21 protein-coding genes are annotated in these 25,409 nt (G+C 68.0%); 8 read left to right on the top strand and 13 right to left on the bottom strand.

The genetic code is table 11. The features are described 5' to 3' along the window. Nucleotides 1-57 precede the first annotated feature (57 nt). Entirely contained in the window at nucleotides 58-969 is a 912-nt protein-coding gene (locus ACX9OW_RS15760) for a LysR family transcriptional regulator (protein ID WP_111186534.1), read from the top strand. Between the two features lie 3 nt (nucleotides 970-972). On the opposite strand, the gene ACX9OW_RS15765 is transcribed toward ACX9OW_RS15760, so the two are convergent. From ACX9OW_RS15765 to ACX9OW_RS15775, 3 genes are all read right to left on the bottom strand, one after another. Then, on the bottom strand, nucleotides 973-2,073 hold the full coding sequence (locus ACX9OW_RS15765) for an NADH:flavin oxidoreductase/NADH oxidase (protein WP_080375304.1): 1,101 nt from the start codon (nucleotides 2,071-2,073) through the stop codon (nucleotides 973-975). Nucleotides 2,074-2,195: 122 nt separating this feature from the next. Beyond that, nucleotides 2,196-3,002 carry an NAD-dependent protein deacetylase gene (locus ACX9OW_RS15770; RefSeq protein ID WP_065174189.1) on the bottom strand — a complete coding sequence of 269 codons (807 nt, stop codon included), beginning with the start codon at nucleotides 3,000-3,002 and terminating at the stop codon, nucleotides 2,196-2,198. Nucleotides 3,003-3,045: 43 nt separating this feature from the next. Beyond that, on the bottom strand, nucleotides 3,046-3,447 hold the full coding sequence (locus ACX9OW_RS15775; protein ID WP_053518579.1) for an acyl-CoA thioesterase: 402 nt from the start codon (nucleotides 3,445-3,447) through the stop codon (nucleotides 3,046-3,048). Between the two features lie 91 nt (nucleotides 3,448-3,538). Here ACX9OW_RS15775 and ACX9OW_RS15780 point away from each other — a divergent pair, with 91 nt between their 5' ends. Next, a complete protein-coding gene (locus ACX9OW_RS15780; RefSeq protein ID WP_277381298.1) occupies nucleotides 3,539-4,174 on the top strand; it encodes a LysE family translocator in 636 nt (211 codons plus the stop codon). Nucleotides 4,175-4,318: 144 nt separating this feature from the next. Here ACX9OW_RS15780 and ACX9OW_RS15785 read toward each other — a convergent pair whose 3' ends face one another. After that, a complete protein-coding gene (locus ACX9OW_RS15785) occupies nucleotides 4,319-5,338 on the bottom strand; it encodes a ribonucleotide-diphosphate reductase subunit beta (RefSeq protein ID WP_005420683.1) in 1,020 nt (339 codons plus the stop codon). A gap of 106 nt (nucleotides 5,339-5,444) precedes the next feature. Continuing rightward, entirely contained in the window at nucleotides 5,445-7,847 is a 2,403-nt protein-coding gene (locus ACX9OW_RS15790) for a ribonucleoside-diphosphate reductase subunit alpha (protein ID WP_053518585.1), read from the bottom strand. 571 nt (nucleotides 7,848-8,418) lie between these two features. On the opposite strand from ACX9OW_RS15790, the gene ACX9OW_RS15795 reads away from it, so the two are divergent. After that, nucleotides 8,419-9,228 carry a DUF2884 family protein gene (locus ACX9OW_RS15795; protein WP_197571492.1) on the top strand — a complete coding sequence of 270 codons (810 nt, stop codon included), beginning with the start codon at nucleotides 8,419-8,421 and terminating at the stop codon, nucleotides 9,226-9,228. A gap of 67 nt (nucleotides 9,229-9,295) precedes the next feature. Here the strand turns inward: ACX9OW_RS15795 and zapE are convergent, their stop codons facing one another. Together zapE and ACX9OW_RS15805 are read right to left on the bottom strand one after the other, a co-directional pair. Beyond that, nucleotides 9,296-10,396 carry a cell division protein ZapE gene (zapE, locus tag ACX9OW_RS15800; protein WP_459062537.1) on the bottom strand — a complete coding sequence of 367 codons (1,101 nt, stop codon included), beginning with the start codon at nucleotides 10,394-10,396 and terminating at the stop codon, nucleotides 9,296-9,298. Next, on the bottom strand, nucleotides 10,393-11,064 hold the full coding sequence (locus tag ACX9OW_RS15805; RefSeq protein ID WP_065174186.1) for an alpha/beta hydrolase: 672 nt from the start codon (nucleotides 11,062-11,064) through the stop codon (nucleotides 10,393-10,395). The genes zapE and ACX9OW_RS15805 overlap by 4 nt, the downstream gene beginning before the upstream one ends. A 43-nt stretch (nucleotides 11,065-11,107) precedes the next feature. On the opposite strand from ACX9OW_RS15805, the gene ACX9OW_RS15810 reads away from it, so the two are divergent. Further along, on the top strand, nucleotides 11,108-11,965 hold the full coding sequence (locus ACX9OW_RS15810) for an EamA family transporter (RefSeq protein WP_065174185.1): 858 nt from the start codon (nucleotides 11,108-11,110) through the stop codon (nucleotides 11,963-11,965). A 60-nt stretch (nucleotides 11,966-12,025) separates the two neighbouring features. On the opposite strand, the gene ACX9OW_RS15815 is transcribed toward ACX9OW_RS15810, so the two are convergent. The 3 genes from ACX9OW_RS15815 to ACX9OW_RS15825 all read right to left on the bottom strand — a co-directional run bounded on the left by ACX9OW_RS15815 (nucleotide 12,026) and on the right by ACX9OW_RS15825 (nucleotide 15,008). Then, complete coding sequence (locus ACX9OW_RS15815; protein ID WP_459062538.1) at nucleotides 12,026-13,471, bottom strand: ExeM/NucH family extracellular endonuclease; 1,446 nt, start codon at nucleotides 13,469-13,471, stop codon at nucleotides 12,026-12,028. A gap of 200 nt (nucleotides 13,472-13,671) precedes the next feature. Next, the gene (locus ACX9OW_RS15820) at nucleotides 13,672-14,190 is read right to left on the bottom strand and encodes a c-type cytochrome (protein ID WP_053518595.1); all 519 of its coding nucleotides are present in this window, start codon (nucleotides 14,188-14,190) and stop codon (nucleotides 13,672-13,674) included. A 200-nt stretch (nucleotides 14,191-14,390) separates the two neighbouring features. Then, nucleotides 14,391-15,008, bottom strand: coding sequence for a TetR/AcrR family transcriptional regulator (locus ACX9OW_RS15825; protein WP_197600131.1), 618 nt, complete (start codon nucleotides 15,006-15,008; stop codon nucleotides 14,391-14,393). A gap of 155 nt (nucleotides 15,009-15,163) precedes the next feature. On the opposite strand from ACX9OW_RS15825, the gene ACX9OW_RS15830 reads away from it, so the two are divergent. From ACX9OW_RS15830 to ACX9OW_RS15840, 3 genes are read left to right on the top strand one after another with little or no spacing between them, the layout of a single operon-like run. Continuing rightward, a complete protein-coding gene (locus ACX9OW_RS15830) occupies nucleotides 15,164-16,327 on the top strand; it encodes an isovaleryl-CoA dehydrogenase (RefSeq protein WP_053518598.1) in 1,164 nt (387 codons plus the stop codon). Nucleotides 16,328-16,336: 9 nt separating this feature from the next. Continuing rightward, on the top strand, nucleotides 16,337-17,947 hold the full coding sequence (locus ACX9OW_RS15835; RefSeq protein WP_065174183.1) for a carboxyl transferase domain-containing protein: 1,611 nt from the start codon (nucleotides 16,337-16,339) through the stop codon (nucleotides 17,945-17,947). A gap of 26 nt (nucleotides 17,948-17,973) precedes the next feature. Beyond that, entirely contained in the window at nucleotides 17,974-19,956 is a 1,983-nt protein-coding gene (locus ACX9OW_RS15840) for an acetyl/propionyl/methylcrotonyl-CoA carboxylase subunit alpha (protein WP_459062539.1), read from the top strand. A gap of 6 nt (nucleotides 19,957-19,962) precedes the next feature. Here the strand turns inward: ACX9OW_RS15840 and ACX9OW_RS15845 are convergent, their stop codons facing one another. Next, nucleotides 19,963-21,132, bottom strand: a complete 1,170-nt coding sequence (locus tag ACX9OW_RS15845; RefSeq protein WP_053518602.1) for a putative peptide maturation dehydrogenase — start codon at nucleotides 21,130-21,132, stop codon at nucleotides 19,963-19,965. A 118-nt stretch (nucleotides 21,133-21,250) separates the two neighbouring features. On the opposite strand from ACX9OW_RS15845, the gene ACX9OW_RS15850 reads away from it, so the two are divergent. Next, nucleotides 21,251-21,535 (top strand): NHLP-related RiPP peptide, encoded by a 285-nt coding sequence (locus ACX9OW_RS15850; protein ID WP_459062540.1) that lies wholly within the window; start codon nucleotides 21,251-21,253, stop codon nucleotides 21,533-21,535. Nucleotides 21,536-21,542: 7 nt separating this feature from the next. On the opposite strand, the gene ACX9OW_RS15855 is transcribed toward ACX9OW_RS15850, so the two are convergent. Together ACX9OW_RS15855 and ACX9OW_RS15860 are read right to left on the bottom strand one after the other, a co-directional pair. Further along, a complete protein-coding gene (locus tag ACX9OW_RS15855) occupies nucleotides 21,543-24,059 on the bottom strand; it encodes a putative peptide modification system cyclase (RefSeq protein WP_459062541.1) in 2,517 nt (838 codons plus the stop codon). Between the two features lie 16 nt (nucleotides 24,060-24,075). Then, nucleotides 24,076-25,116, bottom strand: coding sequence for a GGDEF domain-containing protein (locus ACX9OW_RS15860; RefSeq protein ID WP_053518607.1), 1,041 nt, complete (start codon nucleotides 25,114-25,116; stop codon nucleotides 24,076-24,078). Nucleotides 25,117-25,409: the final 293 nt, after the last annotated feature.

Here is a 25,409-nt window from a genome sequence, read left to right on the forward strand (position 1 = left end):
ACCACTTCGGACAGTTCCAAGTGATCGTGGCGGGCTTTCGTGGCACGCTGGCGGGTCATGAACCTGTTGCAGCTGATCCGCAGCTTCACCCGCACCGCAGACACCGGCAGTATTGCCGCTGCGGCCCGCAGCCTTGGCATCAGCGCCACCGCCGTCGGCCAGAACATCCATCGCCTGGAGGCACACCTGGGCGTGCGCCTGCTGAACCGCAGCACGCGCCAGCTGGCGCTGAGCGAGGCCGGTGCGCTGTACCTGGCGCAGGTGCGCCACATCGAAACCGATCTGGCGCGGGCGCAGGCCCTGGTCACCAGCGGTGACATCGAGCCGGCCGGGCCATTGCGCATCGCCAGCAGCCGCGCGTTCGGCCGCCACGTGCTGGCGCCCCTGCTGCCTTCACTGCAGCAACGCTATCCGCAGCTGCAGCTGGAACTGCGGCTGTCCGACCGGGCCGTGCAGCATGGTCCGGAGGCGGTCGATGCCAGCATCCGCATCGATGCGCAGCTGGAGGACGGCGTCGTGGCGCGGCCGCTGGCACGCATTCCCTTCGTCTTCTGCGCCTCGCCTGCCTACCTGCAGGCGCATGGCTGGCCACAGGAGCCGTCCGATCTGCGCGGCCATCGGGGTGTGCTGCATCGTTTCCCCACCGATGGGCGGCCTCTGCGCTGGGGCCTGCGCAAGGGCGACCAGCGCGCGGATGCGCCGCTGCCGCCCGGCATGGTGTGCGATGACATCGACGCGCTGGCCGAACTGGCCGCGGCCGGTGCCGGCATCACCCGGCTGGCGGCCTTCGTGGCCGATCCCTTTCTGCGCGATGGCCGGTTGCAGGCGGTGTTCGGCGCGGACAGCGCATGGCGCCCGGAACCGATGGAGGTCTATTTCTGCGTCAGCGACCGCCGCGACTTCACCGCCAGGATCCGTGCGCTGTTCGATCACCTGCAGGCCGGCCTGCCGCCGGCCTGGCGGGCATGACCTTCAGCGCGGGGTGAACACGCCGCGTGCCTCACGCGGCTCGCAGCGCAGGTACTGCGCGGCCGGCACCACGCTGTCGCCCAGCGCGGCTGCCGCGTGCCAGGGCCAGCGCGGGTCGTAGAGGATGCCGCGGGCCAGGGCGATGGCATCGGCGTGGCGATGACGCAGGATCGATTCGGCCTGCTCCGGTTCGGTGATCATCCCCACCGCGATGACCGGCATGCGCACCTTGGCCTTGATCGCGGCCGCGAACGGCACCTGGTAGCCCGGCCCGACGCTGATCTTCTGGCGCTCATCCAGGCCGCCGCTGGAGACGTGCAGGAAATCGCAGCCACGCGCGTCCAGCACCTGGGACAGCGCTTCGCTCTGCAGCAGATCCCAGCCACCGTCGACCCAGTCGCTGGCGGAGATGCGCACGCCGACGGCCACCTTGTCGGACACTGCCGCGCGCACGGCATCGAATACCTCTACCAGCAGGCGCAGGCGATTGGGCAGCGAACCCCCGTAGCCATCGGTGCGCCGGTTGCTCAGCGGTGACAGGAACTGGTGCAGCAGATAGCCGTGCGCGGCATGCACTTCGATCAGTTCGAAGCCCAGGCGTTCGGCGCGCACCGCGCTGGCGGCGAAGGCAGCAACGATTCCCGCGATGCCCGCCTCATCCAGTTCCTGCGGCGCGGGATCGGCAGCATGGAACGGCAGCGCTGACGGCGCCACCGTGGTCCAGCCACGTGCATCATCGGCCGGCAGCTGGCCACCGCCGTCCCAGGGACGCTGTACCGAGGCCTTGCGGCCGGCATGGCCCAGCTGGATGCCCAGCGGCATCGGCGACCAGCGCCGCACGCTGGCCAGCACGTGTGCCAGCGCAGCTTCGGTACCGTCATCCCACAGGCCGAGGTCGGCCCAGCTGATGCGTCCACGCGGCTCAACCGCCGTCGCTTCCAGGATCAGCAGGCCGGCACCGGATTGCGCCAGGTTGCCCAGATGCATGGCATGCCAGTCGCTGGCGCGCCCGTCTTCGGCGGAATACTGGCACATCGGCGCGATGACGATGCGGTTGGACAGGGTCAGGCGGCCGAAGGTGATCGGCGAGAACAGCTGGCTCACGAGGGGTGCAGGGACGGGCAGAGGGGGGTGCGTATTGCACCGCTGCAAGGGCGGCGAATCAACCATGTGGATGGATCGCTGTTTCGCGGTGGCGCTGCATGCTCGCCGGGCATGGCCTGGCGCTACCCGATGACGAACCCGGCCAGCGCTTCAGCGCAATCGCGCTCGTCCTTGAACTGCAGCAGGTCGTCGGCACGGGTGCGGCCACGGTTCACGGCAGCCACCGGCAATCCGGCCTTTGCTGCGGCCTGCACGAAACGGAAGCCGGAATAGACCATCAGCGAGGACCCCACCACCAGCACGGCATCGGCCTGCTGCAGGTGCTCATGCACTGCCGCCACGCGTTCACGCGGCACGTTCTCGCCGAAGAACACCACGTCCGGCTTCAGCAGGCCGCCACAGGACGGACAGTCGGGCACCACGAAGGAGGAAAAATCGGTCTCCAGATCAGCGTCGCCGTCGGGGGCGATGCCGGCCTCGAGCGTGTCCCAGCCGGGATTGGCGTCCAGCAGGCGCTGCTGGAACGCCTGGCGACCGCTGCGGCGCTCGCAGCCCATGCAGCGCACCAGGTCCAGCCGCCCATGCAGGTCGATCACGTTCCGGCTGCCGGCGCGCTGGTGCAGGCCATCCACGTTCTGGGTCAGCAGCAACTGCACCTTGCCTTGCTTCTCCAGCGCGGCCAGCGCCTGGTGGGTGCCGTTGGGCTGGGCCAGGCCGAAGCGCGGCCAGCCCAGCAGGCTGCGTGCCCAGTAGCGCTGGCGGGTGGCGGCCTCGCCCATGAATGCCTGGTAGGTGACCGGCGGCGTGCGTTTCCATTGGCCATCGGTATCCCGGTAATCGGGGATTCCCGAGGCCGTGCTGCAGCCAGCGCCGGTCAGCACGAACAGGCGCTGGGCGCGGTCGATGAAGTCGGTCAGCGGCGGGGTCATGCCACCCAGATGGGGGCAGCACGGCGCCCCCACAAGCGCCGGCTCAGGGCGCCGGCAGCGGCGGCACCGCGATCGGCTGGCCCGCCTCGTCCAGCGCGATCATCACGAAGTGGCCGCGGGTGCAGAGCCTGCGCTCGCCGCTGTGCAGGTCTTCGGCAATCAGTTCCACCTCGACCTTCATCGAGCTGCGGCCGACCTCGACGATGCGGCCGATCGTTTCCACCATCTGGCCGATGCGGATCGGCAGCTTGAAGTCGACCTGGTCGCTGCGCGCGGTCACCACGGTGCGGCGCGAGTAGCGGGCGGCGGCGAGGAAGGCGGCCTTGTCCATCCACGCCAGCGCCTGGCCACCAAACAGCGTGCCCATATGGTTGGTATGGTTGGGAAAGACGATTTCGGCCATGCGCACTTCGATCGGTGGCACGGTTTCAGGGATCGGGGTCATGGGTAGGGCTTCGGTGTGGGGTGCGGCAATGTTAAGCCAGGCCCCGTACAGGCAGCGCTACACTGCGCCACGCCCACTGCCAGGACTGCCCATGCCCGCGACCTCCGATCTGCTGGCGTTCGCCCTCATCTCGCTGGGCATGGTGCTCACGCCCGGGCCGAACATGATCTACCTGGTCTCGCGCTCGATCTGCCAGGGCCGCCGCGCCGGCCTGGTCTCGCTGGGTGGGGTGGTGCTGGGTTTCGTGTTCTACATGCTGTGCGCGGCGCTGGGCATCACCGCCCTGCTGATGACGGTGCCGTTCGCCTACGACGCGCTGCGCATCGGGGGGGCGTTCTACCTGCTGTACCTGGCCTGGCAGGCGCTCAAACCCGGTGGCCGCTCGCCGTTCGCGGTGCGCGACCTGCCGCAGGACACCCCACGCAGATTGTTTGCGATGGGCTTTCTGACCAATCTGCTGAACCCGAAGATCGCGGTGATGTACCTGTCCCTGCTGCCGCAGTTCCTGCATCCGGACGGGCACGGCAGCGTGCTGATGCAGTCGCTGGTTCTGGGTGCTACCCAGATCGTGGTGAGCCTGAGCGTGAACGCGGTGATCGTGGTGCTGGCCGGCAGCATCGCGGCATTTCTCGCCGCGCGCCCCACCTGGCAGGCGGCACAGCGCTGGCTGATGGGCACGGTCCTGGCCGGGCTGGCGGTGCGCATGGCGGTGGAAGGGCGGCGGTAGCGCCGGGCCATGCCCGGCGAGCGCGCAGCGCGGTCGACGCTGCGCGCAGCCCCGGGCGGTACACGCCGGGCATGGCCCGGCGCTACCCACAAAAAACCCCGGCATCGGCCGGGGTTTTCGCTGCGACAGGCCTGACCGGACGGGTCAGAAGTTCATGTCGAAGGCAACTTCGCCCTGCACGCCGACCTGGTAGGCCGAAACGCGGCGTTCGAAGAAGTTGGTCAGCTCCTGCACGTCCTGCAGTTCCATGAACGGCAGCGGGTTGCGCACGTTGTACTTCTTTTCCATGCCCAGCTTGGCGAAGTGCTGGTCGGCGCAGTGCTGCAGGTACTGGCGCATGTCGCGCGTGGAGATGCCCGCCACGCCGCCGGACAGCACGTCCTCGGCGAACTGCACTTCGCATTCGATCGCTTCGGCCAGCATGTCGTACACCTGCTGCTTCATCTCGTCATCGAACAGGTCCGGCTCTTCCTCGCGGACCACGCGCACCGACTCGAACGCGAACTCCATGTGGGCGCTTTCGTCGCGGAACACCCAGTTGGTGCCCGAGGCCAGGCCCGGCAGCAGGCCGCGCGAACGGAAGTAGTACACGTAGGCGAACGCAGCAAAGAAGAACAGGCCTTCGATGCAGGCGGCGAAGCAGATCTGGTTGAGCAGGAACTGGCGGCGCTGTTCGCGGGTCTCGATGCGGGTCAGGTCCTGGATCGAGTCGATCCACTTGAAACAGAAATCGGCCTTTTTCTTGATCGAGTCGATGTTCTCCACCGCCGAGAACGCCTTGGCGCGCTCTTCCGGGTCCGGCAGGTAGTTGTCGAGCAGGGTCAGGTAGAACTGCACGTGCAGCGCTTCTTCATACAGCTGGCGCGACAGGTACATGCGCGCTTCCGGCGCATTGAGGTGCTGGTACAGGTTCAGCACCAGGTTGTTGGACACGATCGAATCGCCGGTGGCGAAGAACGCGACCAGGCGATGGATCAGGTGGCGCTCACCCGGCGACATCTTGCTGTGCAGGTCGGTGATGTCGATCTGGAAATTGATCTCTTCCACCGTCCAGGTGTTCTTGATCGCATTCCGGTACATGTCATAGAACTGCGGGTAGCGCATCGGGCGCAACGTCAGTTCAAAACCGGGATCGAGCAGCATCTGCTTGGGCTTGTCGGCCATGGGTGTTTCCTTGTCTTCTCGGGTCAAAACGCCGGGCATGGCCCGGCGCTACCTTGTCATTGCGCAGCCGGGCCGAGCCCGGCTCCATCTACGGCACAGCGCGCGATTACTGGCAGGCCTCGCAGGCTTCCGGGTTCTCCAGCGAGCAGGCGATGGCTTCGTCCGGGCTGAACACCTTGGCCGGGGCCGCGTTGCTGACCGTGGTCTTGGCGATCTTGGTGGCCGGACGCGAGCGCAGGTAGTAGGTGGTCTTGATGCCCTGCTTCCACGCGTACATGTACATGGACGACATCGCGCCGATGTTCGGGCTTTCCATGAACAGGTTGAGCGAGGCCGACTGGTCGATGAAGGCGCCACGCTCGGCGGCCATGTCGATCAGCGAACGCATCGGCAATTCCCACGCGGTGCGGTAGACCTCACGCAGGGTTTCCGGAATCTGCGTCAGGCCGGCGATGGAACCTTCGGCCAGCTTGATGGCATCGCGCATGTCGGCGGTCCACAGGCCCAGCTTCTTCAGCTCGTTCACCAGGTAGCGGTTGACCTGCAGGAAGTCACCGGACAGGGTTTCGCGCTTGAACAGGTTGGACACCTGCGGCTCGACGCACTCGTAGCAGCCGGCGATGGAGGCGATGGTCGCGGTCGGGGCAATGGCGATCATCAGCGAGTTGCGCAGGCCGTGCTCCTTGATGCGGGCACGCAGGGCATCCCAGCGCGCGGTGTCTTCCGGCACCACGTTCCAGGCGTCGAACTGCAGTTCGCCACTGGCGGCACGGGTATCGTTGAACGACGGGTGCTTGCCGCGTTCCTGGGCCAGCTCGGTCGAGGTTTCCAGCGCGTGGAAGTAGATCGTCTCGGCGATCTTCTTCGACAGGGCACGGGCTTCGGCACTGTCGAACGGCAGGCGCTTGCGGAAGAACACGTCCTGCAGGCCCATGCAGCCCAGGCCGACGGGGCGCCAGCGCAGGTTGGCGCGGCGGGCGGTTTCGATCGGGTAGAAGTTCAGGTCGATGACACGGTCGAGCTGGCGCACGGCCAGGCGCACGGTCTCGGCCAGCTTCTCGAAGTCGAACTCGTTGTGCTCGTCGAAGTGGTTGCCCAGGTTGATCGAACCCAGGTTGCACACCGCGGTTTCATCGTTGGAGGTGACCTCCAGGATTTCCGTGCACAGGTTGGACAGGTGGATCACGTTGCCCGGACGCAGGGTCTGGTTGCTGGCGCGGTTGCACTTGTCCTTGAAGGTCATCCAGCCGTTGCCGGTCTCGGCCAGCGTACGCATCATGCGGGCGTACAGCTTGCGGGCAGAGATGGTGCGGTTGGCCTTGCCCTGGGCTTCGGCCTGCAGATAGGCCTGCTCGAAGGCTTCGCCGAACAGATCGGTGAACTCCGGCACGACGCGCGGATCGAACAGCGACCATTCCTGGTCGGCCTCGACGCGCTTCATGAACAGGTCCGGCACCCAGTTGGCCAGGTTCAGGTTGTGGGTACGGCGGGCTTCGTCACCGGTGTTGTCACGCAGCTCGAGGAAATCCTCGATGTCGGCGTGCCAGGTTTCCAGATACACGCAGGCCGCGCCCTTGCGCTTGCCACCCTGGTTCACCGCCGCCACGGACGAGTCCATGGTCTTCAGCCACGGCACGATGCCGTTGGAATGGCCGTTGGTGGACTTGATGAGCGAACCACGCGAACGCACGCGGGTGTAGCTGACGCCGATGCCGCCGGAGAACTTCGACAGCTGGGCGATGTCGCCGTACTTGGAGTAGATCGACTCCAGCGAGTCCTGCGGCGAATCGAGCAGGAAGCACGAGGACAGCTGCTCGTGGGTGGTGCCGGAGTTGAACAGGGTCGGGCTGGACGGCAGGTAGTCCAGGTTGCCCATGCGCTTGTACAGCGCCAGGGTCTCGGACACGTCCTCGCTCAGCGCGCTGGCGATGCGCAGGAAGAACTGCTGCGGGGTCTCGATCACCTTGCGGGTGTGCGGATGGCGCAGCAGGTAGCGGTCGTACAGGGTACGCAGGCCGAAGTAATCGAAGTTCAGGTCCAGCGAGATGTCGATCGCATCGTTGAGCTTGCGCGCGTTGGTCTGCACGAAGTTCAGCAGGCGGTCGTTGATCAGGCCGACTTCATGGCCACGGCTGACCGACTGCGAGAAGGCATAGATTTCCTGGCCCGACACTTCCTTGGCGATGTAGTTGGCCAGCAGGCGCGCGGCCAGACGGCCGTACTCGGGTTCTTCACCGATCAGCAGGGCGGCGGTGCGGATGGACAGCTCGTCCAGTTCGCGGGTGGTGGCGCCGTTGTACAGGCCGGAAATGGTGCGGGTGGCCACGCGCATCGGATCGACGGCGTGCAGGCCTTCGGAGGAACGCTGCACCGCACGCACGATCTTGTTCAGATCCACCAGTTCGGTCGTGCCATTGCGCTTGGTCACACTCATCGCGTTGGCCGTCGGCGGCGACGTCAACAGGAACTCGCTTTCCTTTTCGATGGTGGCGCTGGTTTCGGTGGTCACGGCGTGTGTCCTCTTGGCGTGATGGGGTGGTTGCAGGTGCATCGGTGGCGCGGCCCAGGACATGACGGTCCAGGATGGCAGCTGGGCGTCGCAGGAGGTGAGACCTGCGCCTGCCGCTGCCGTGACGGTCGCCGACGGGTATCGCTGTGGACGGGGGTGCCGCGTGGCTCCCGCCTCTGCGCCTTCCCCGTTGTCCTTGCGACTTGGGGTCGCTGCGACCGATGGCCACAAGATAGTGGGGGTGGTGGGGTCCGTCAACGCCAAATGTAGTGAAATTCGGCAATCCCTTGCGCCGCAAGGATCGTGCCATCGGCGCCCGGATCGGACGCTTTGGACCTGCCGGAACGGGCCGCGCAGTCAAGACCGGAACGCGTCATTCCGGCGGTACAACGGCGTGCGGAAACAGAACAATGACAGCTTCACATGACAGTAACGGAATGACCAAGGGACAACCCTGTGGATAGAAGGTGGGCAGCCGGTGGGATTCCGGTGGACGGCGTGACTTCCGGCCGATGACGGACACGCCGGAGAGGCGGACGCTGGGCTCTGGCGACTGGAAAAGGAATGTCCAATGGACCTGCGACTGCCTGCCCTGGCAGTGCTGTCGGCGCTGTGCATCATGCCGGCGCAGGCGGCCGACGCGCCGAAGCTGCACGCGGACCAGTGTGGCATCCGCACGGACTATGACGTGCTGGTGGACAGCGGCGGCATCTGGCTGCGACACGGCCCACAGGCGCCGCACGAGGTGGTGTTCCACGATGGTGTGCTGAGCCTGGATGACACGATCGTGCCGGTCAGCGACGCCGATGCCGCCCGCCTGCGCCAGCTGGAGGCCGGCGCGCGCCGGTTGATGCCCGCCGCCACGGCATTGGCGCGCGATGTCAGCCAGCTGAGCTTCGACGCGCTCGATGGCGTCTACGAGAGCCTGACCGGCACCGCCAACAGCCGCAAGGTCAGGCGCCTGCGGCGGCAGGCGGATGACTGGATCGAGGGGACGCTCGGAAAGGGCTACTGGGAACAGGCGACCTTCGGTCCCGGATTCGAGGCGAAGGTGCAGGACATGGCCGAGACGCTGTCCGGCTCGATCGCCCGCAGCGTGCTCTGGCAGGTCTTCACCGGCCGCAGCGACGCCATGGAGGAACGCGCCGAGCGCCTGGATGCCGAGCTGGACCGGCGCCTGGAAGCCGGTGCCCAGCGCGTGGAGGCCAGCGCCATGGCGTTGTGCCCGCTGGTGCGTGCGCTGGCCGATACCCACGATGCGCTGGAAGTGCGTTACCAGGGCCAGCCGCTGCGGCTGCTGGAGCGCAGCGACGACGGCCTGCAGCTGTCGACCGGGCCGGAGGAGCGGCCGCAGGGGAACGCACTGGCGCCCAGCCGGTAACGTCGAGCTGCCGCTGCAGCGCCTGCGCGCGGCTGCCCTCCCGGCAGATCGTGCAGCTCCCTGGCCCTCACGCCCGGTGCGGGGTACCCAGGTATTCAGCGCTCTGCATTTCGATCAGGCGCGAGGCGGTACGCTCGAACGCACCCTGCAGGCGGGTGCCGGTGTACAGCTCGACCGGCGAGGTGCTGGCGGTGCAGACCAGGTTGACGTGGCGGTCATACAGTTCGTCGATCAGGTTGACGAAGCGGCGCGCGGCATCCTCGTTCAGGCGATCGAAGGCGGGAATGCCGCCCAGCAGCACCGTATTGAACTCGTGCGCGATCTCGATGTAGTCCGATGGGCCGCGCGGGCCTTCGCACAGGGCGGCGAAGTCGAACCAGGCGATGCTCTTGCCCCGGCCGCGGACCGGAATCTTGCGGCCTTCGATCTCGATGTTGCCGGCCTTGGCGGGTTGGCCGCCACTCAGTTCGTTCCAGCGCGTGGCGAGCCAGTCGTCGCTGTCGGCGGCCAGCGGCGCGCGGTACACCGGCGAGCGGGTCAGCGCGCGCATCCGGTAATCCTCCGTGCCTTCGGCGTACAGCTCGACGCAGAAGCGCTGGAGCAGGCTGATGGCGGGCAGGAAGCTCTCGCGCTGCAGGCCATTGAGATACAGGTTCTCCACCGCCGTATTGGAGGTGGTGACCAGGGTCACGCCCTCGGCGAACAGGCGTTCGAGCAGGCGCGCCAGCAGCATGGCGTCGCCGATGTCGGTGACGAAGAATTCGTCCAGCACCAGCACGCGCAGGTTGCTGCGCCATTCCTGGGCGATCTTCGCCAACGGGTCGCTCTGGCCCTGGTGCTCGCGCAGGCGCTCGTGGACGCTGCGCATGAAACGATGGAAGTGGGTGCGGTACTTCTGCTTGATTGGCAGCCCGTCGTAGAACAGATCCACCAGGAAGGTCTTGCCGCGGCCGACACCCCCCCAGAAATACAGCCCCTTGACCGGCTCGGGCTTCTTCCAGAACGAGGACAACCGGTCCAGCCAGCCGTCGTCGGCGTTGTCCAGCAGGCCCACGTGGATGCGGTCCAGCTCGGCCAGCGCCGCGTGCTGGGCGGGGTCGTCCTGCCAGTCACCCCGGGCAACCCCGGCCGCATACCGCTGCGACGGGGTCAACTCGACTGCACTCATGCCGCTGCGCCCAGCCAGTGCTTGACGCCGTGGGTCAACGCACCCCGCAGGTCGATCAGCTTGCGATGGAAGAAGTGGCTGGTGTCGGGCATCCGCACCAGCTCATGCGGAGCCTGCAGCGCGTCCAGCCACTGATAGACCGCCTGCGGGTCGACGATCTCGTCCTGCTCGCCCTGGATCACCAGCCAGCGGGCCGGTGGCTGCACGCCGTCGAAATCCCAGCGGCCGGCCGGCGGCGCGATCGAGATCAGCGCCTCCGGCTGCAGCGTGGCGGCTGCCTTCAGCGAAACGAACGCACCAAAGCTGAAGCCGGCCAGCCACAGGCGGTCGTCGGGGCGCTGGCTGCGCACCCAGGCGGTCACGGCCTTCAGGTCATCCTGCTCGCCCACGCCGCCATCGAAGGTGCCCGCCGAACCACCGACGCTGCGGAAGTTGAAGCGCACCGTGGCGATGCCCAGCTCGCGCAGGGTGCTGGCGGTCATGGTGACCACCTTGTTGTGCAGGGTGCCGCCCTCGGTGGACAGCGGGTGGCAGACGATGGCCACGATCGGCTGCACCGGCACATCGGCCTTGGGCAGGTCGACGACCACTTCCAGCGGGCCGGCCGGGCCGTCCAGTTCGAGGCAGGCGGTTTCGCCGGGGGCGACGGGGAACGAAGGCTTGTGCATGGCACCATGATACCGTCCCCCGCCCCTGCCCTGTGCCCGCCCCATGCTCTACCTGTCTTTGGCCGTGATCTGCAGCGTGCTGGTTTCGGTGTTGTTGAAGGTGGCCGGACGCCGCCAACTGGATGTTGCGCAGATGGTCACCTGGAACTACCTGGTGGCCGCGACCCTGACCGCCGTGGTGCTGCAGCCGCCGCTGGACGCACTGCGCACACCACACGCGCCGTGGGCTGCGCTGCTGGCGCTGGCGGTGGTGCTGCCCTCGATCTTCCTGGTGCTGGGCCGCGCGGTGGCGGTGGCCGGCATCGTCCGCAGCGACGTGGCGCAGCGGCTGTCGCTGCTGCTGTCACTGGCGGCGGCGTTCCTGTTCTTCGGCCAGACCGCCACGCCGTGGAAGCTGGCCGGGCTCGGCCTGGGCCTGCTGGCGATGGTGGCCATCAGCCTGCGCCCGCGCGGCCCGGCGGTGGCGTCCTCGCCGGGTGGCTGGGGCTGGCTGCTGGGCGTGTGGGGCGGCTTCGCGGTGGTGGACGTGCTGCTCAAGCAGGTGGCGCTGTCCGGCACGCCGTCGATGGCGGCGGTGCTGGCCAGCTTCAGCGTGGCCTTCGTACTGATGCTGGCATTGCAGCTGTGGCGGCACTTCAGCGGTCGCAGCCGGCTGGCCTGGCACAACCTCGGCGCGGGTGCGCTGCTGGGCCTGCTCAACGGCGGCAACATCCTGTTCTATGTGCACGCGCACCAGGCGATGCCGGACAGCCCGGCCACGGTGTTCGCCGGCATGAACATCGGCGTGGTGGTACTGGGCGCGCTGGTGGGCGTGTTTGCCTTTGGCGAACCGACCACGAAGTGGAACCGGGCCGGCCTGGCGCTGGCAGTGCTGGCGATCGGATTGATCGCCTGGGGGTGAGTACGGCCCGGGGGTCGGATCCCATTCCAACGGAATGGGATCCGACCCCGGCGTTGGGCATTACTTGTCGAAGCCCAGCAGCAGCGGGTCGTGGTCGGAACTGCGCCATGGGCCGGGCACATTGCGCCCCTGGTAGCCGCTGGCGTCCTGCTCGTCGGCATTGCTGTGCCATTCGGCGGCGCCCGCCAGGCGGCGTGCCATGGACGGACTCAGCAGGGCGTGGTCGAGGCGGCCGCTGTAGCCGTTGTAGACGTAGCTGTAGGGATGTTCGACCTTGGCCACCTTGAAGGCGTCCTGCCAGCCCAGCGTGTGCAGCGTGCGGATCGGATCCTCCATCGCATAGGCGTTGAAATCGCCCAGCATCACCACATCCTTCACCTTCAGGCGCGCGGCTTCGGCCTGCACCCACTGGTTGAGCTGGCGGGCCGATTCGACGCGCGTCGCATTCCAGCAGCCCTGGCCATCGTTGCGGTCGGCGTCGGCACCGCTGGCGTCGCGGCACCCCTTGGACTTGAAGTGGTTGGCGACCACCATGAACGGCGCGCCCTTGCCCTGGAAAGCCTGTGCCAGCGGTGCGCGGCTGTGCTCGGCAAACGGGCCGTCAAGCTTGGTCAACGGCGGGCCCAATGTCTTGAACGCACCGCGCTTGTAGATGATGCCGACGCGGATGGGATTGGTGCCGGGGCCTTCGCCCGGATCGACCGCCACCCATGCGTCGTCCGGCCCGGAGTGTGGCCGGTCATTGAGCGCGGCCAGCAGCTCGGCAATGGCCGACTGCGGTCCGTAGCCATCGTTCTCCAGCTCCATCAGGGCGGCGATGTGGGTATCGAGCGCATTGATGGTGGCGACCAGCTTGGCCACCTGGGCCTTGTGCTCCTCCAGCGTGCGGGCACCGCGCAACGTCGGGAAGCCGCCGCCCTGGCCGTCGCCATTGAAGTAGTTTTCCAGGTTGAACGCCGCGATACGCAGGCTGCCAGGCACCTCCGGCACCGCCGGCCGCTGCAGTGCGGGCAGGCTCAGCGTGCCTTCGACCCGCAGCTGGGGGCGGCCCTGCGCGTCCACGCGGACAGTGCCTTCCACATTGCGCAGCAGCATGCCGGTGCGCAGCACCGGGTTGCCCGGCAGGTAGGCCACGCTGCCCGGATCACGCACGTCGCTGCCATCGTCCAGGACCAGGCGGCGGCGCAGGTTGTCAGCCATCACCTGTTCGATGCCGGCGGTGCCTGGCGCGGCCACTTCGGTCGGCTGCCACAGGCGACCGCCGAAGGCGACCGTCAGCTGGCCGGAGCGTTCCAGAGCGTCGGTGCCGGCCAGGGTCAGCGGCGCAGCGATGCGCACACGCTGGCCGTCCAGCGCGCGCCAGTCGGCCGGCGCGGTGGCCAGTACAACGGTGGAGTTGCGTGGGGTGGACGTCGCCGGGGCCGGCATGGCCTGCGGCTGGGCCTGGGCAAAGGCAGATGCCGGCAGCAGCAGGGACAGGACGAGAACAAGGGAACGGCGGCGCATCGACGGGCAGACTCCACGGAATGGGGGCACAGACTAACCCCGAAATACGAACGCCCGACTGCAGCCCGGCGATCTGCCCAGGTGGGCAAAGCCCCGGGGGCCGTCGACGACGGGATCGCAGCGCCGGGCCCATGCCCGGCAGCCGCCCATGCAGGTGGAGCAGAGGCTGCCGAGGGCAGGCCCGGCGCTGCGGAAAGGCCCTACTTCAGGTTGCCCAGCATCCAGTCCACGGTGGCGTGGATCTGTTCCTCGGTCAGCGCCGGGTTGCCGCCCTTGGGAGGCATGATGCCGCCGTCCGGGCCGGTGTAGCCCTCGATGGCGTGCTTGTAGAGCGTGTCCTTGCCCTGCGTGATGCGCTGGTCCCAGTGCGCGCGGTCCAGGGTCGGCGCCTGGCCCACCCCGGTGGTGTGGCAGGCGGTGCACAGGTTGTCGAAGATGACCTTGCCATCGGTGGTGCCGCCGTAGGCCACCTGCGAGGCGGCCTTGGCCAGCGCGGCCGCCTTGGCCGCCGCCTGCGCGGCTGCACCGGTACTGCCGGCGTACACCGCTCCGGTCGGCGCGATGCGCTGTTCGGTGCGTTTGGCCGCAGTGGGCGACACCTCGGGCGGAATCCGGGTGTGCAGGAAGGCGGCAAGGAAGATCAGACCCAGAGTGATGGCCATCAACAGCGCGATCACCATGGAGAAGCGTTTCAGGAACTCCAGATCGTAATTCCGCACTCTTCGTTACCCCTGGCTGGTAGTCGTTGGACCACGGCTGAGCGACTGCGTGATGGGCCGAGTATAGAACGCGCCCTGCGCGCGACAACAGGCTTCGCTGCTGGTGCGGCGCAACATTGCGGGATCGGCCACGTGCGGTAGCGCCGGGCCATGCCCGGCGAGCGCGCAGCGCGGCAGAAACCGCCGGGCATGGCCCGGCGCTACCGCTTCACAGGTGCGCCGATGGCACGCAGGCAGAAGCTGCAGATGGCGTCGACCAGCGCATCCTCGTCGCGATGCGCTTCACGGCTGGGCGCAGTCGGGCCAACCATCGCTTCGGTGAAGGCGCCGACCAGGCACGCGGCCGCCACATGCGCATCCTGCGCAGGCAGTTCGCCGGCAGCCACGCCTTCCTCCACCAGGCGCAGGAACACATCACCGAAGGCACGGCGGCCGCGCATGCGCTCGGCTTCCACGTCCGGATCGACCGGTTCGACGATGAAGGCGTGGGCCAGCCCCGGACCCGCCAGGGCGCGACGCACGAAGGCGGCGATGGCCAGCCGCAGGCGCTCGCTGGCGGCCTCCGGGCCGCTGGCGATGCGTTCCATGATCGCCACTTCATGGGCCACCGCCGCGTTGAGCACCTCCACGAACAGGTCGGCCTTGGAGGGGAAATGACGGTAGATCAGGCCGGTGGAGACCCCCGCCTGGGTTGCCACGGCGGTCACCGGGGCGTTTCGCCAGCCGCCGGTGGCGACCCGTTCACGGGTTGCCAGCAGGATCCGCTCGCGGGCCCCGGCCAGGCGTTCTTCCATCAGTGCAGAGCGTTTGTAGGCCATGTTTTGATTCTGGTTTCAATTTTTGAATTTGTGTTCACTTCTTTCCCGAACCCCGTTACGCTGGGGCCTCGCCCGTGCCGGCGCGGTCCTGGAAACCATCGCCGGCAAGCCCTGGGTGCGTCCATCCCCCACTTTGCCGCCGTGGAGCCGCTGTAATGCACGTGCCATCCCTGAACTTCGATCTCGGTGAAGAGATCGACCTGCTGCGCCAGAGCGTGGCCCATTTTGCCGCCGCCGAGATCGCGCCGCTGGCGGCCGAGGCCGATGCGACCAACCAGTTCCCGCAGGCACTGTGGCCGAAACTGGGCGAACAGGGCCTGCTCGGCCTTACCGTCGAGGAAGAATACGGCGGTACCGGCATGGGCTACCTGGCCCACGTGGTGGCGATGGAAGAGGTCTCGCGCGCCTCCGGCGGCATCGGCCTGTCCTATGGCGCGCACTCCAACCTGTGCGTGAACCAGCTGCGCAAGAACGGCAGCGAGGCGCAGAAGCAGCGCTTCCTGCCCGACCTGTGCAGCGGCGCCAAGGTGGGCGCACTGGCGATGAGCGAACCCGGCGCCGGTTCGGACGTGGTATCGATGAAGCTGCGCGCCGACAAGCGTGGCGATCGCTATGTCCTCAACGGCAACAAGATGTGGATCACCAACGGCCCGGACGCCGATGTGCTGGTGGTCTATGCCAAAACCGACATGGACGCCGGCGCCAGGGGCATCACCGCCTTCCTGGTTGAAAAGGGCATGCCGGGTTTCTCCACCGCGCAGAAGCTGGACAAGCTGGGCATGCGCTCCTCGCCGACCTGCGAGCTGGTGTTCCAGGACTGCGAGATTCCCGAAGAGAACGTGCTCGGCAGCGTCGGCGGTGGCGTGCGCGTGCTGATGTCCGGCCTGGACTACGAGCGCGTGGTGCTGTCCGGCGGCCCGCTGGGGCTGATGGCTGCGGCCATGGACGTGGTGATGCCGTACGTGCACGAACGCCACCAGTTCGGCGAAGCGATCGGCAGCTTCCAGCTGATCCAGGCCAAGATCGCCGACATGTACGTGGGCCTGGGCGCCTGCCGCGCCTACGTGTACGCCGTGGCACGCGCCTGCGACCAGGGCCGTACCACCCGCCAGGACGCGGCCGGTGCGATCCTGTACGCCGCCGAGAAGGCCACCTGGCTGACCGGGCAGGCGATCCAGATCCTCGGTGGCAACGGCTACATCAACGAGTACCCGACCGGCCGCCTGTGGCGCGACGCCAAGCTGTACGAGATCGGTGCGGGCACGTCGGAGATCCGCCGCATGCTGATCGGCCGTGAATTGTTCCAGCGCACCCTGTAAGGCCACCCCATGACCGTCCTGAACAGCCAGCTGCAACCGGGCAGCGACACGTTTGAAAGCAACCGCGCGGCGATGCAGGCCGTGGTCGACGATCTGCACGCCACCCTCGCCCGCACTGCCCTGGGCGGCAGCGAGGCGGCACGCGCCAAGCACACCGCGCGCGGCAAGCTGCTGGTACGCGACCGCATCGACGCCCTGCTCGATGCCGGCAGTGCCTTCCTGGAAATCGCGCCGCTGGCTGCTCATGGCATGTATGACGACGCTGTGCCGGCAGCCGGCGTGGTCGCCGGTATCGGCCGGGTCAGCGGCGTGGAGTGCGTGATCGTGGCCAACGATGCCACGGTCAAGGGCGGCACCTATTACCCGATGACGGTGAAGAAGCACCTGCGTGCACAGGAGATCGCCGAGCAGAACCACCTGCCGTGCATCTATCTGGTCGACTCCGGTGGCGCCTTCCTGCCGCTGCAGGACGAGGTGTTCCCCGACCGCGACCACTTCGGCCGCATCTTCTACAACCAGGCCAACCTGTCCGCGCAGGGCATCCCGCAGATCGCCTGCGTCATGGGCAGCTGCACCGCCGGTGGCGCCTACGTGCCGGCGATGAGCGATGAAACGGTGATCGTGCGTGAGCAGGGCACCATTTTCCTCGGCGGCCCGCCGCTGGTGAAGGCGGCCACCGGTGAAGTGGTGACGGCCGAGGAACTGGGCGGCGCGGACGTGCACACGCGCATTTCCGGCGTGGCCGACCACATGGCCGACAACGACCTGCAGGCGCTGGCACGGGTCCGCGCGATCATTGCCCAGCTGAACTGGCGCAAGCCGGAACCGGCGATGGCGATGCAGCCGCCGGAGGAACCGTTGCTGCCGGCGCACGAACTGTACGGCGTGATCCCGGCCGATACGCGCAAGCCCTACGACGTGCGCGAGGTGATCGCACGCCTGGTCGATGGCTCGCGCTTCGATGAGTTCAAGCCGCGCTATGGCGCCACCCTGGTCACCGGCTTCGCCCATCTGAACGGCTACCCGATCGGCATCATCGCCAACAACGGCATCCTGTTCTCCGAGTCCGCGCTGAAGGGCGCGCACTTCATCGAGCTGTGCACCCAGCGCGGCATCCCGCTGCTGTTCCTGCAGAACATCACCGGCTTCATGGTCGGGCGCAAGTACGAACAGGGCGGTATCGCCAAGGACGGTGCCAAGCTGGTGATGGCGGTCGCCTGCGCGAAGGTGCCCAAGTTCACCGTGGTGATCGGCGGCTCGTTCGGCGCCGGCAACTACGGTATGTGTGGGCGGGCCTATTCGCCGAATTTCCTGTGGATGTGGCCCAACGCACGCATCGGCGTGATGGGTGGCGAACAGGCCGCCAGCGTGCTGGCCACGGTGCGTCGCGATGGCATCGAAGCCAAGGGCGGGCAATGGCCCGCTGCGGAAGAGGACGCGTTCAAGGCGCCGATCCGCGAGCAGTTCGAGCAGCAGGGCCACCCGTACTACGCCAGCGCGCGCCTGTGGGACGACGGCGTGATCGATCCGGCCGATACCCGTCGGGTGTTGGCCCTGGCGCTGTCGGCCAGCCTCAACGCCGCCCCGCAGCAGACGCGCTTCGGCGTGTTCCGCATGTAACCCGCGCCATGACCGAGCCTGTCGCCATGTTCACCAAAGTCCTGATCGCCAACCGTGGCGAAATCGCCTGCCGCGTCATCGCCACCTGCCGCCGCCTCGGCATCGCCACCGTGGCCGTGTATTCCGATGCGGACCGCAACGCCCGCCACGTGCGCCTGGCCGACGAGGCCATCCACATCGGGCCGGCCGCCGCACGCGAGAGCTATCTGCGCGGCGAGGCCCTGCTCGACGCCGCACGCCGGAGCGGCGCGCAGGCGATCCATCCCGGATACGGCTTCCTGTCCGAGAACGCCGACTTCGCCGATGCCTGTGCCGTCGCCGGCATCACCTTCATCGGGCCGCCGGCCAGCGCGATCCGCGCGATGGGTGACAAGAGCGCGGCCAAGGCCTTGATGGCCAAAGCCGGCGTGCCGCTGACGCCGGGTTATCACGGTAACCAGCAGGCGCCGGACTTCCTGCGCGCGCAGGCCGATACGATCGGCTATCCGGTGCTGATCAAGGCCAGCGCCGGCGGTGGCGGCAAGGGCATGCGCAAGGTCGAACGCAGCGAGGACTTCATCGATGCGCTGGCCAGCTGCCAGCGCGAAGCCGCCTCGGCGTTCGGCAACGACCATGTGCTGGTCGAGAAGTATGTCGAGCGCCCGCGCCATATCGAGATCCAGGTGTTCGGCGACAGCCACGGTGATGCGGTCTACCTGTTCGAGCGTGACTGCTCGGTGCAACGCCGGCACCAGAAGGTACTGGAAGAAGCCCCGGCACCGGGCATGAGTGCCGAGCGCCGCGCGGCAATGGGCCAGGCGGCGGTCGACGCTGCACGCGCCGTGGGCTACGTCGGCGCGGGCACGGTGGAGTTCATCGCCGGCCCGGACGGTGATTTCTACTTCATGGAAATGAACACCCGCCTGCAGGTCGAGCATCCGGTCACCGAGTTCATCACCGGTACCGACCTGGTGGAATGGCAGCTGCGCGTGGCCTGTGGCCAGCCACTGCCGCTGCGCCAGGACCAGCTGGCCATCCAAGGCCACGCGATCGAAGCACGGCTGTACGCCGAAGATGCCGACCGCGGCTTCCTGCCGTCCACCGGTACCCTGCGCCGCCTGCGCCTGCCGGCTGCTTCGGCCAACGTGCGCGTGGATACCGGCGTGGAGGAAGGCGACGCCATCACGCCGTATTACGACCCGATGATCGCCAAGCTGATCGTCTGGGATGTGGACCGCGACAGCGCATTGCGGCGCATGAGCCAGGCGCTGGCTGACTGCCAGGTGGTGGGCGTGACCACCAATGCCGGTTTCCTGCGCCGGCTGGTCCACACCGATTCATTCGCGCACGCCCGGCTGGATACCGCACTGATCGAACGCGAGCAGGCCGCCCTGAGTGCCGTCGGTGACAGCGACGATGCACTGTGGCAGTTGGCCGCGGTCGCCGCGGTTGCCAGCACGGCCGACGCCGGCAGCGACCCGCGCGACCCCCATTCGCCCTGGCGCGCACAGGATGGCTGGCGCCTGGGTGCGCCCGCGCCCCGCGTGCTGCCGCTGCAGCAGGGAGAGCGCCGGCACGTGCTGAAGGTGTGGGCACAGGCCGATGGCTGGCGTGTGCAATGTGATGATGCGGCCCCGCAGTCGGTGCTCGGTCGCCTCGACAGCCAGCACCTGACGGTGCAGCTGGACGGCCGTCGCTGGTCACTGCAGCTGCTGCGCGAGGGTGACCAGCTGTATCTGTTCGGCGCCGATGGCCAGCACCGCTTCACCCTGCACGACCCGGTCGGCGAGTCGGAGCATGCGGTGGCCGATGCAGGCAGCCTGCTGGCGCCGATGCCCGGCAGGATCGTGGCCACGCTGGTCGAGGCCGGTGCCCAGGTCAAGCGCGGCACGCCGCTGGTGGTACTCGAGGCGATGAAGATGGAGCACACCCTGCAGGCACCGGCCGACGGCACAGTGAAGGGTTACCGGGCGAAGGCCGGCGACCAGGTCGGGGATGGCGCGGTGCTGGTCGACTTCGAAGCGGCCTGAGCCACGCTACGGCGTGATCCTGGCGGGCCAGACACGGCCCGCCGGGTCCATCTCCGAGGTCTGCATCGTTGCCGCGCGCCAGCCGAAGCCGCATACCGCCAGCGCGCCTTCCGCCATCGGCTGCAGGGCAAGCGCGCGCGCGGCCTCGGCCTCGTTGATGGCCGCCGTGACGAACGCGCCCAGGCCCTGTGCGGTGGCCGCGCTGTAGAACGCCTGCGAGATGTGCCCGGCGTCGAGCATGACCGCACGGTAGGCCTTGGCGTGGTTGCGGTACTTCCAGAAGGTGCGCTCGAAGCGGCACACCAGTACCAGCAGCACGTGGGCATCGGCGAACCAGTGCTGGCCCGCCAGCAGGCGCAGGCGGAACCCTGCGGGATCGTCGGGCTGCACCGGCAGCGGGGCCAGTTCATGCGCGACTGCGTGGTAATGGTAGAGCCCCGGCGCCAGGCCCTGCACGTCGCGCACCATCAGATAGGCTTCCAGCGGATGCAGGCTGCCGGCCGAGGGCACGTTCTTCTTCAGGAACCGCACGTCCGGATCGGTTTCCACCTGTGCCTGCGCCATCAGCACCTGCTGCAGCAGCCGTGCCAGCAACGGCAGCGGCAGCGCGCGGGTCGCATCGAAATTCCGGCAGGTGGCACGCGCCTGCAGCAGTTCCTGCATCGGATCATCATCGCAGCGGGGCAGCGCAAGCGCGCCGGGCTGGCGTGGCGGCGCCTCCGGCGGCGGATTGCCGAAGCTGCGGACCAGGTCGCGCGCGGTCACCAGCTGCTGACGCTGCATGTCCGCGCTGCTGTCCACGCCATCCCAGCAGGATTGCTGGTAGTGCAGCGCCGACAGCGGCCACCAGTGGCTGTCGCGCACGCGCTGCTCGGCCGCACAGGCCTCGGCATGGGCCGGATCGTCGCTCACCAGCAGTCCCTGCTGCAGCAGCGCCAGTACGCGGCGGCGGCAGGCCGCATCCTCCGGCATCGGCTGCCAATGCTCGGCGCTGCAGGCCAACAGCCAGGCGCAGCTGTCGGCATCGATCTCGCATGCCGAAGGCAGGTGGGCGGTACGCACCTGCAGCCGCTGCTCGAAGGTCACCCCGGTGCCGCCGGCCATCAGGTCGGCCAATGCAAAGGCCGGGCGTTCGACCGGCTCGACGAACAGTGTCCGGCAACGGCGGAATCTCATCGGCGTGCAATCGAAAGGCCTGCGGGGGCGCCGATCATAGCGCGATGCACGTGCCTGCCATCAACTTCGCACGATCGCCGCCGATACTTCCATTTTCCCAGCCCGTCGGTTGCACGCCATGTCTTCTTCACCGCTTCCCACCCACGTCGTCCAGCAGCTGCTGGAACGCCTGTCCAGCAACGATGACTTCCGCAAGGCTTTCGCCGCTGATCCGGGCCAGGCACTGCTCGATCTGGGCGCCGATGAAGACTGCGTGCGCGCCTGCCATACGCCGCTGGCCACGCTGGGCAGCAAGGCCGAGTTCGCCAAGGCCGCTCCGCGCCTGCGGGAGCTGCTGGACGCGCGTGCCTCGTTCACCGTGCCGTTCCTGTTCGAGGATGGCCTGCCCGGCCTGGATCGATAGACCGGCCTCAGGGCGCGGCCACCGTGCTCTTGTCAGGCATCACTGCGGCGGCGCGGCCTGCCGCCAGCCGCTGCACATCCATCGCGTTCAGTGGCAACAGAGCGTAGTCACCGGTGTCTTCAGCAAATGCCAGGCCGGCGTGGCGCTGCAGCCACGCCGCCTGCCGTGCGACCGCGGCCTGGTCGCCGCGCGCGGTCACCAGATCCAGCTGCAGCACCCGCCACTGGAACAGGTTCGCCGACGGCTGCTGCGCCAGCAGGTCCTGCGCCTGGTCCAGGTCACCCTGGTCGAAGGCCATGCGGGCACGCAGCAGGTTCCAGAGCTCGCGCAGACGCGGATCCGCGTCGCGCTCGGGCAGGGCCTGCAGCGGGTCCCTGCGCTGCATCACCACCGAGGCGTGGCCTGCGCGCGCGGCATGATAGGCCGCCGCCAGGGCGATGAATGCATTGCGGCGCGCTGGCGCAGGATGGCGACGGTCGACCGCGGCCAGCGCCCGGTCCAGCACACGCAGGTATTCCTGCGCCGTCACGTGGTCGCCTTCCTGTTCGCGCCAGGCCAGTGCCTGCAGCGCGTAGATGTCGCACAGCCCACCGACCGTCGTGCACTGGGCAGCCACCTGCCGCATGTCGGTGGCTGCCTCGTGCGCGCGCTCCTGCATGGCCAGCACCGCCGCGCGCAGCATGCGCGTCCCCGGCCCCGATACGGGCATCGCCGCAAAGCCGGCATTGGCGGCCTCGAAATCACCAGCCAGCGCGGCGATCACCGGCTCCATGCCATCGCCATTCCAGCCCGGATGAAGGCGTGCGCCACGCAGCGCCGCTTCGGCTGCGGCGACTTCGCCACGGGCCAGCTGCACCCGCGCCACGAACACCAGCACCAGCGCACGCCGAGAATGCTGGCGGGCCAGCAGCGGCTGCGTTGCGGCCAGGGCGCCGTCATAGTCGCCCTGGGTGTACAGGATCTTGGCGTAGTTCATCCAACCGGCCGGGTCGTCCGGGTACAGCTCGGTCAGCAGGCGCCACTTGTCGGCGATGCGCATGGGCGGTGCACCTGCGAAATCCGCTGCCCACGCGTCAAGGTACAGCTGGTCGCGTGCGGTCAGGTGGGCACGCTGGCTGACCGCCTTTCGGTACAGCACGGCGGCCTGCTCCAGGTTGCCCTTGGCGTGCTGGATGGTCATCTGCCCCACATAGGCAAAGGCGAATGCGGGATCGAGCCGGGTGGCCTGCTCGTAGAACATCAGTGCGTCGTCGTAGCGGGCGGCCGCCGTGGCATCGACGCCCTTGGCGTAGGCATGCAGGGCATCGAGATTGGCCGTCGCCACGGTGGGCAGTGGTCGCTGATCGCGACCGACATCACGCAACGCTTCGCCCAGGTCGGCGCGCAGCGCTGCCACCACGTGGTCGGTGGAGGTCAGGATCGATTCCAGGCCTCGACCATCGGCGTAGCGCGTATAGACGGTCTGGCCGCTGTGCGGATCGACCACTTCGACACTGACCCGCACCTTGCCGTTGAGCTCGAGCACGCTCGGTACCAGCACCGCGCGTGCGCCGTCGCGCAGGGCCACCTCGATGGCCAGGCCTCGGTCGAGCCGTGCCTGTGGCGAGCGCTGCATCAGCTGCAGGGTGTCGCGCACCTTCAACTCGCTGAGGATGTTGACGAAGCGTGACTGACCCAGGCTGATGTACAGCGCCTGCTCCAGGCTGCTGTCCAGCTGCGGATAGGCGGTGGTGTTCTGCACCGCGGCCAGGATCACCCAGTCCCGTTCGGCGAAGGCGATGGCCGGCGCCGGGCGCAGCAGCATCCACAGCAGCACGCCCAGCGTCACCGCCAGCGCGGCCTCGGTGACCACAGCCGCGGGACGCCGCCACAAGGGTAGATCGCGCCATGCCTTCTCGCCCGAACGCGGTCGACGCAGCGGCGCACTGCCACGCAGGCCGATCTCGAACACATCCTGGCGCTCGGTGATGCCCTTGAAGCGCCAGCGCCCATGGTGCTTCCAGCGCAGCGCCTCGCTGGCCCAGGGCAGCGTGGAGGTAGCGCGCCGTGCCATGTGCTCGGCGGTGGCCGACAGCAACACCTGGCCCGGCCATGCCAGCTGCATCAGCCGCGCCGCCATCGGCTTGGCCAGGCCCTCCACCTCCACCGGCTTGGCGCCATGGGCCATTGCTTCGGCACTGTTGTTCCACAACAGCACGTCACCGACATGCAGGCCCGCACGCGCGCGCAGCACGATGCCGCGCTCACGCCCCAGCGCCTCCACCGCAGTCTGATAGGCCAGGGCAAAACCGACGCCATCGATGGTGCGCTCGAACAGTACGAACAGGCCGTCGGAACGGTCGATCAGCTGCCCGTTCCAGCGCTGCTGCAGACCCAGCACCAGACGGTCATGCTGCTGGAACAGCTCGGCCGCCGCCACATCACCGATCCGCTCAACCAGCTGCAGCGAATCGCACAGGTCGGTGAACAGCAGCGCGCGCAGCTGCTGGTTGTGTGGCGCCGACGTTCCTTTGTCGCCCTTCATCACCGGTGTCTCCGCTCTAGTGCCCGTCCGGCGCGTCCACCCAGCGCAGGCAGTTGCCGCCATCGCGCTTGGCCTGGTACAGCGCGCGGTCCGCACGCGCATACCACTCGCTCCAGTCCGCATCCGGCGCCAGCAGGCTGGCGCCGATGCTCACCAGGCTCACATGGGGCGTGCCATGGCTGCGTTCGAGTAGACCATGCACTGCGCTGAGGATGAACTCGGCGGCATGCTGCACGATTTCGTGGGTGCCGCGCCGCAGGATGAGGCAGAACTCATCGCCGCCCAGGCGGCAGGCCAGGTCGTGTTCGCCGGCCATCGAGCGCAGGATGTTGCCCATGCTCTGCAGCACCCGGTCGCCGGCCTGGTGACCGTGCCGGTCGTTGATCTGCTTGAAGCGATCACAATCGATCAGCAGCAGGCCCTGCGGTGCGCCCTGCCCATCGGCCCGGCACTCCTGCAGGTACAGGGTCAGCCCGCGGCGGTTGTGCAGCCCGGTCAGTTCGTCGGTACGCACCAGCTCACGGGTGTGCGTGAGCTGGTGGGTGGTGATGTACAGATTGTCGAGCGCCGTTTCCAGATCGTGGTTGCGGCGCCGCAGCTGGCTGATCAGGGCCTGCTCGTTGGTCAGCACGCGCATGATCGTACGGCGCAGGAAGTAGGCCACCAGCCCTGGATCGGCATCGACCAGACGCTGGAAATCGGCCGGCCCCAGTTCCAGCACCTGGCAATCGACCAGCGCACGTGCACCGGCACTGCGCAGGTGATCGCCGACCAGCAGGCCCAGCTCGCCGAAGAACTCCTGGTGGCCGAGGACCTTGATCACCAGATCCTCGCCGAAATCCAGTTCGATCCGGCCTTCCAGGATCACATACATGCGCTCGCCACGATGGCCGCGCTGGAACAGCCACTGCCCGGCTTCGAGCCGGCGCGGCCGGCCGAATCTGGCGAACAATGCGACCTCGGCATCGGACAGCAGCGCATGCACGATCTCGGCCATCGCCACATGGGCGATACCGGTCGTTGCATCAGTGTTCTCGGCCGCACCCCTGCCGGTCATTCCCTGCACCCGCCGCCAGCGTCCCCTGGTGAGCCGCGGAGCATAGCACCGCTTTAAAGTGTGCGCCCTATCTCATTTTTACGAATCGACAGCCGGTAGGTGCGTGGAGACCGGGGGCTGCACCTTGGGAGCACGACTGTCCGTAAAAATTCCTGCCGGATCAAGCTGATGCCCGTCTTCACAGGGTTTGGGCCAAGTTGCGTGGCGAGGCGTGCGCCCGATTGACGCGGATGCCATGCGGGACCGGGCCGAGGGGATACAACAACGCCGGCAGGTCCCCCGACCGGCCGGCG

It is taken from the genome of Stenotrophomonas genospecies 5 (genome assembly GCF_054473825.1).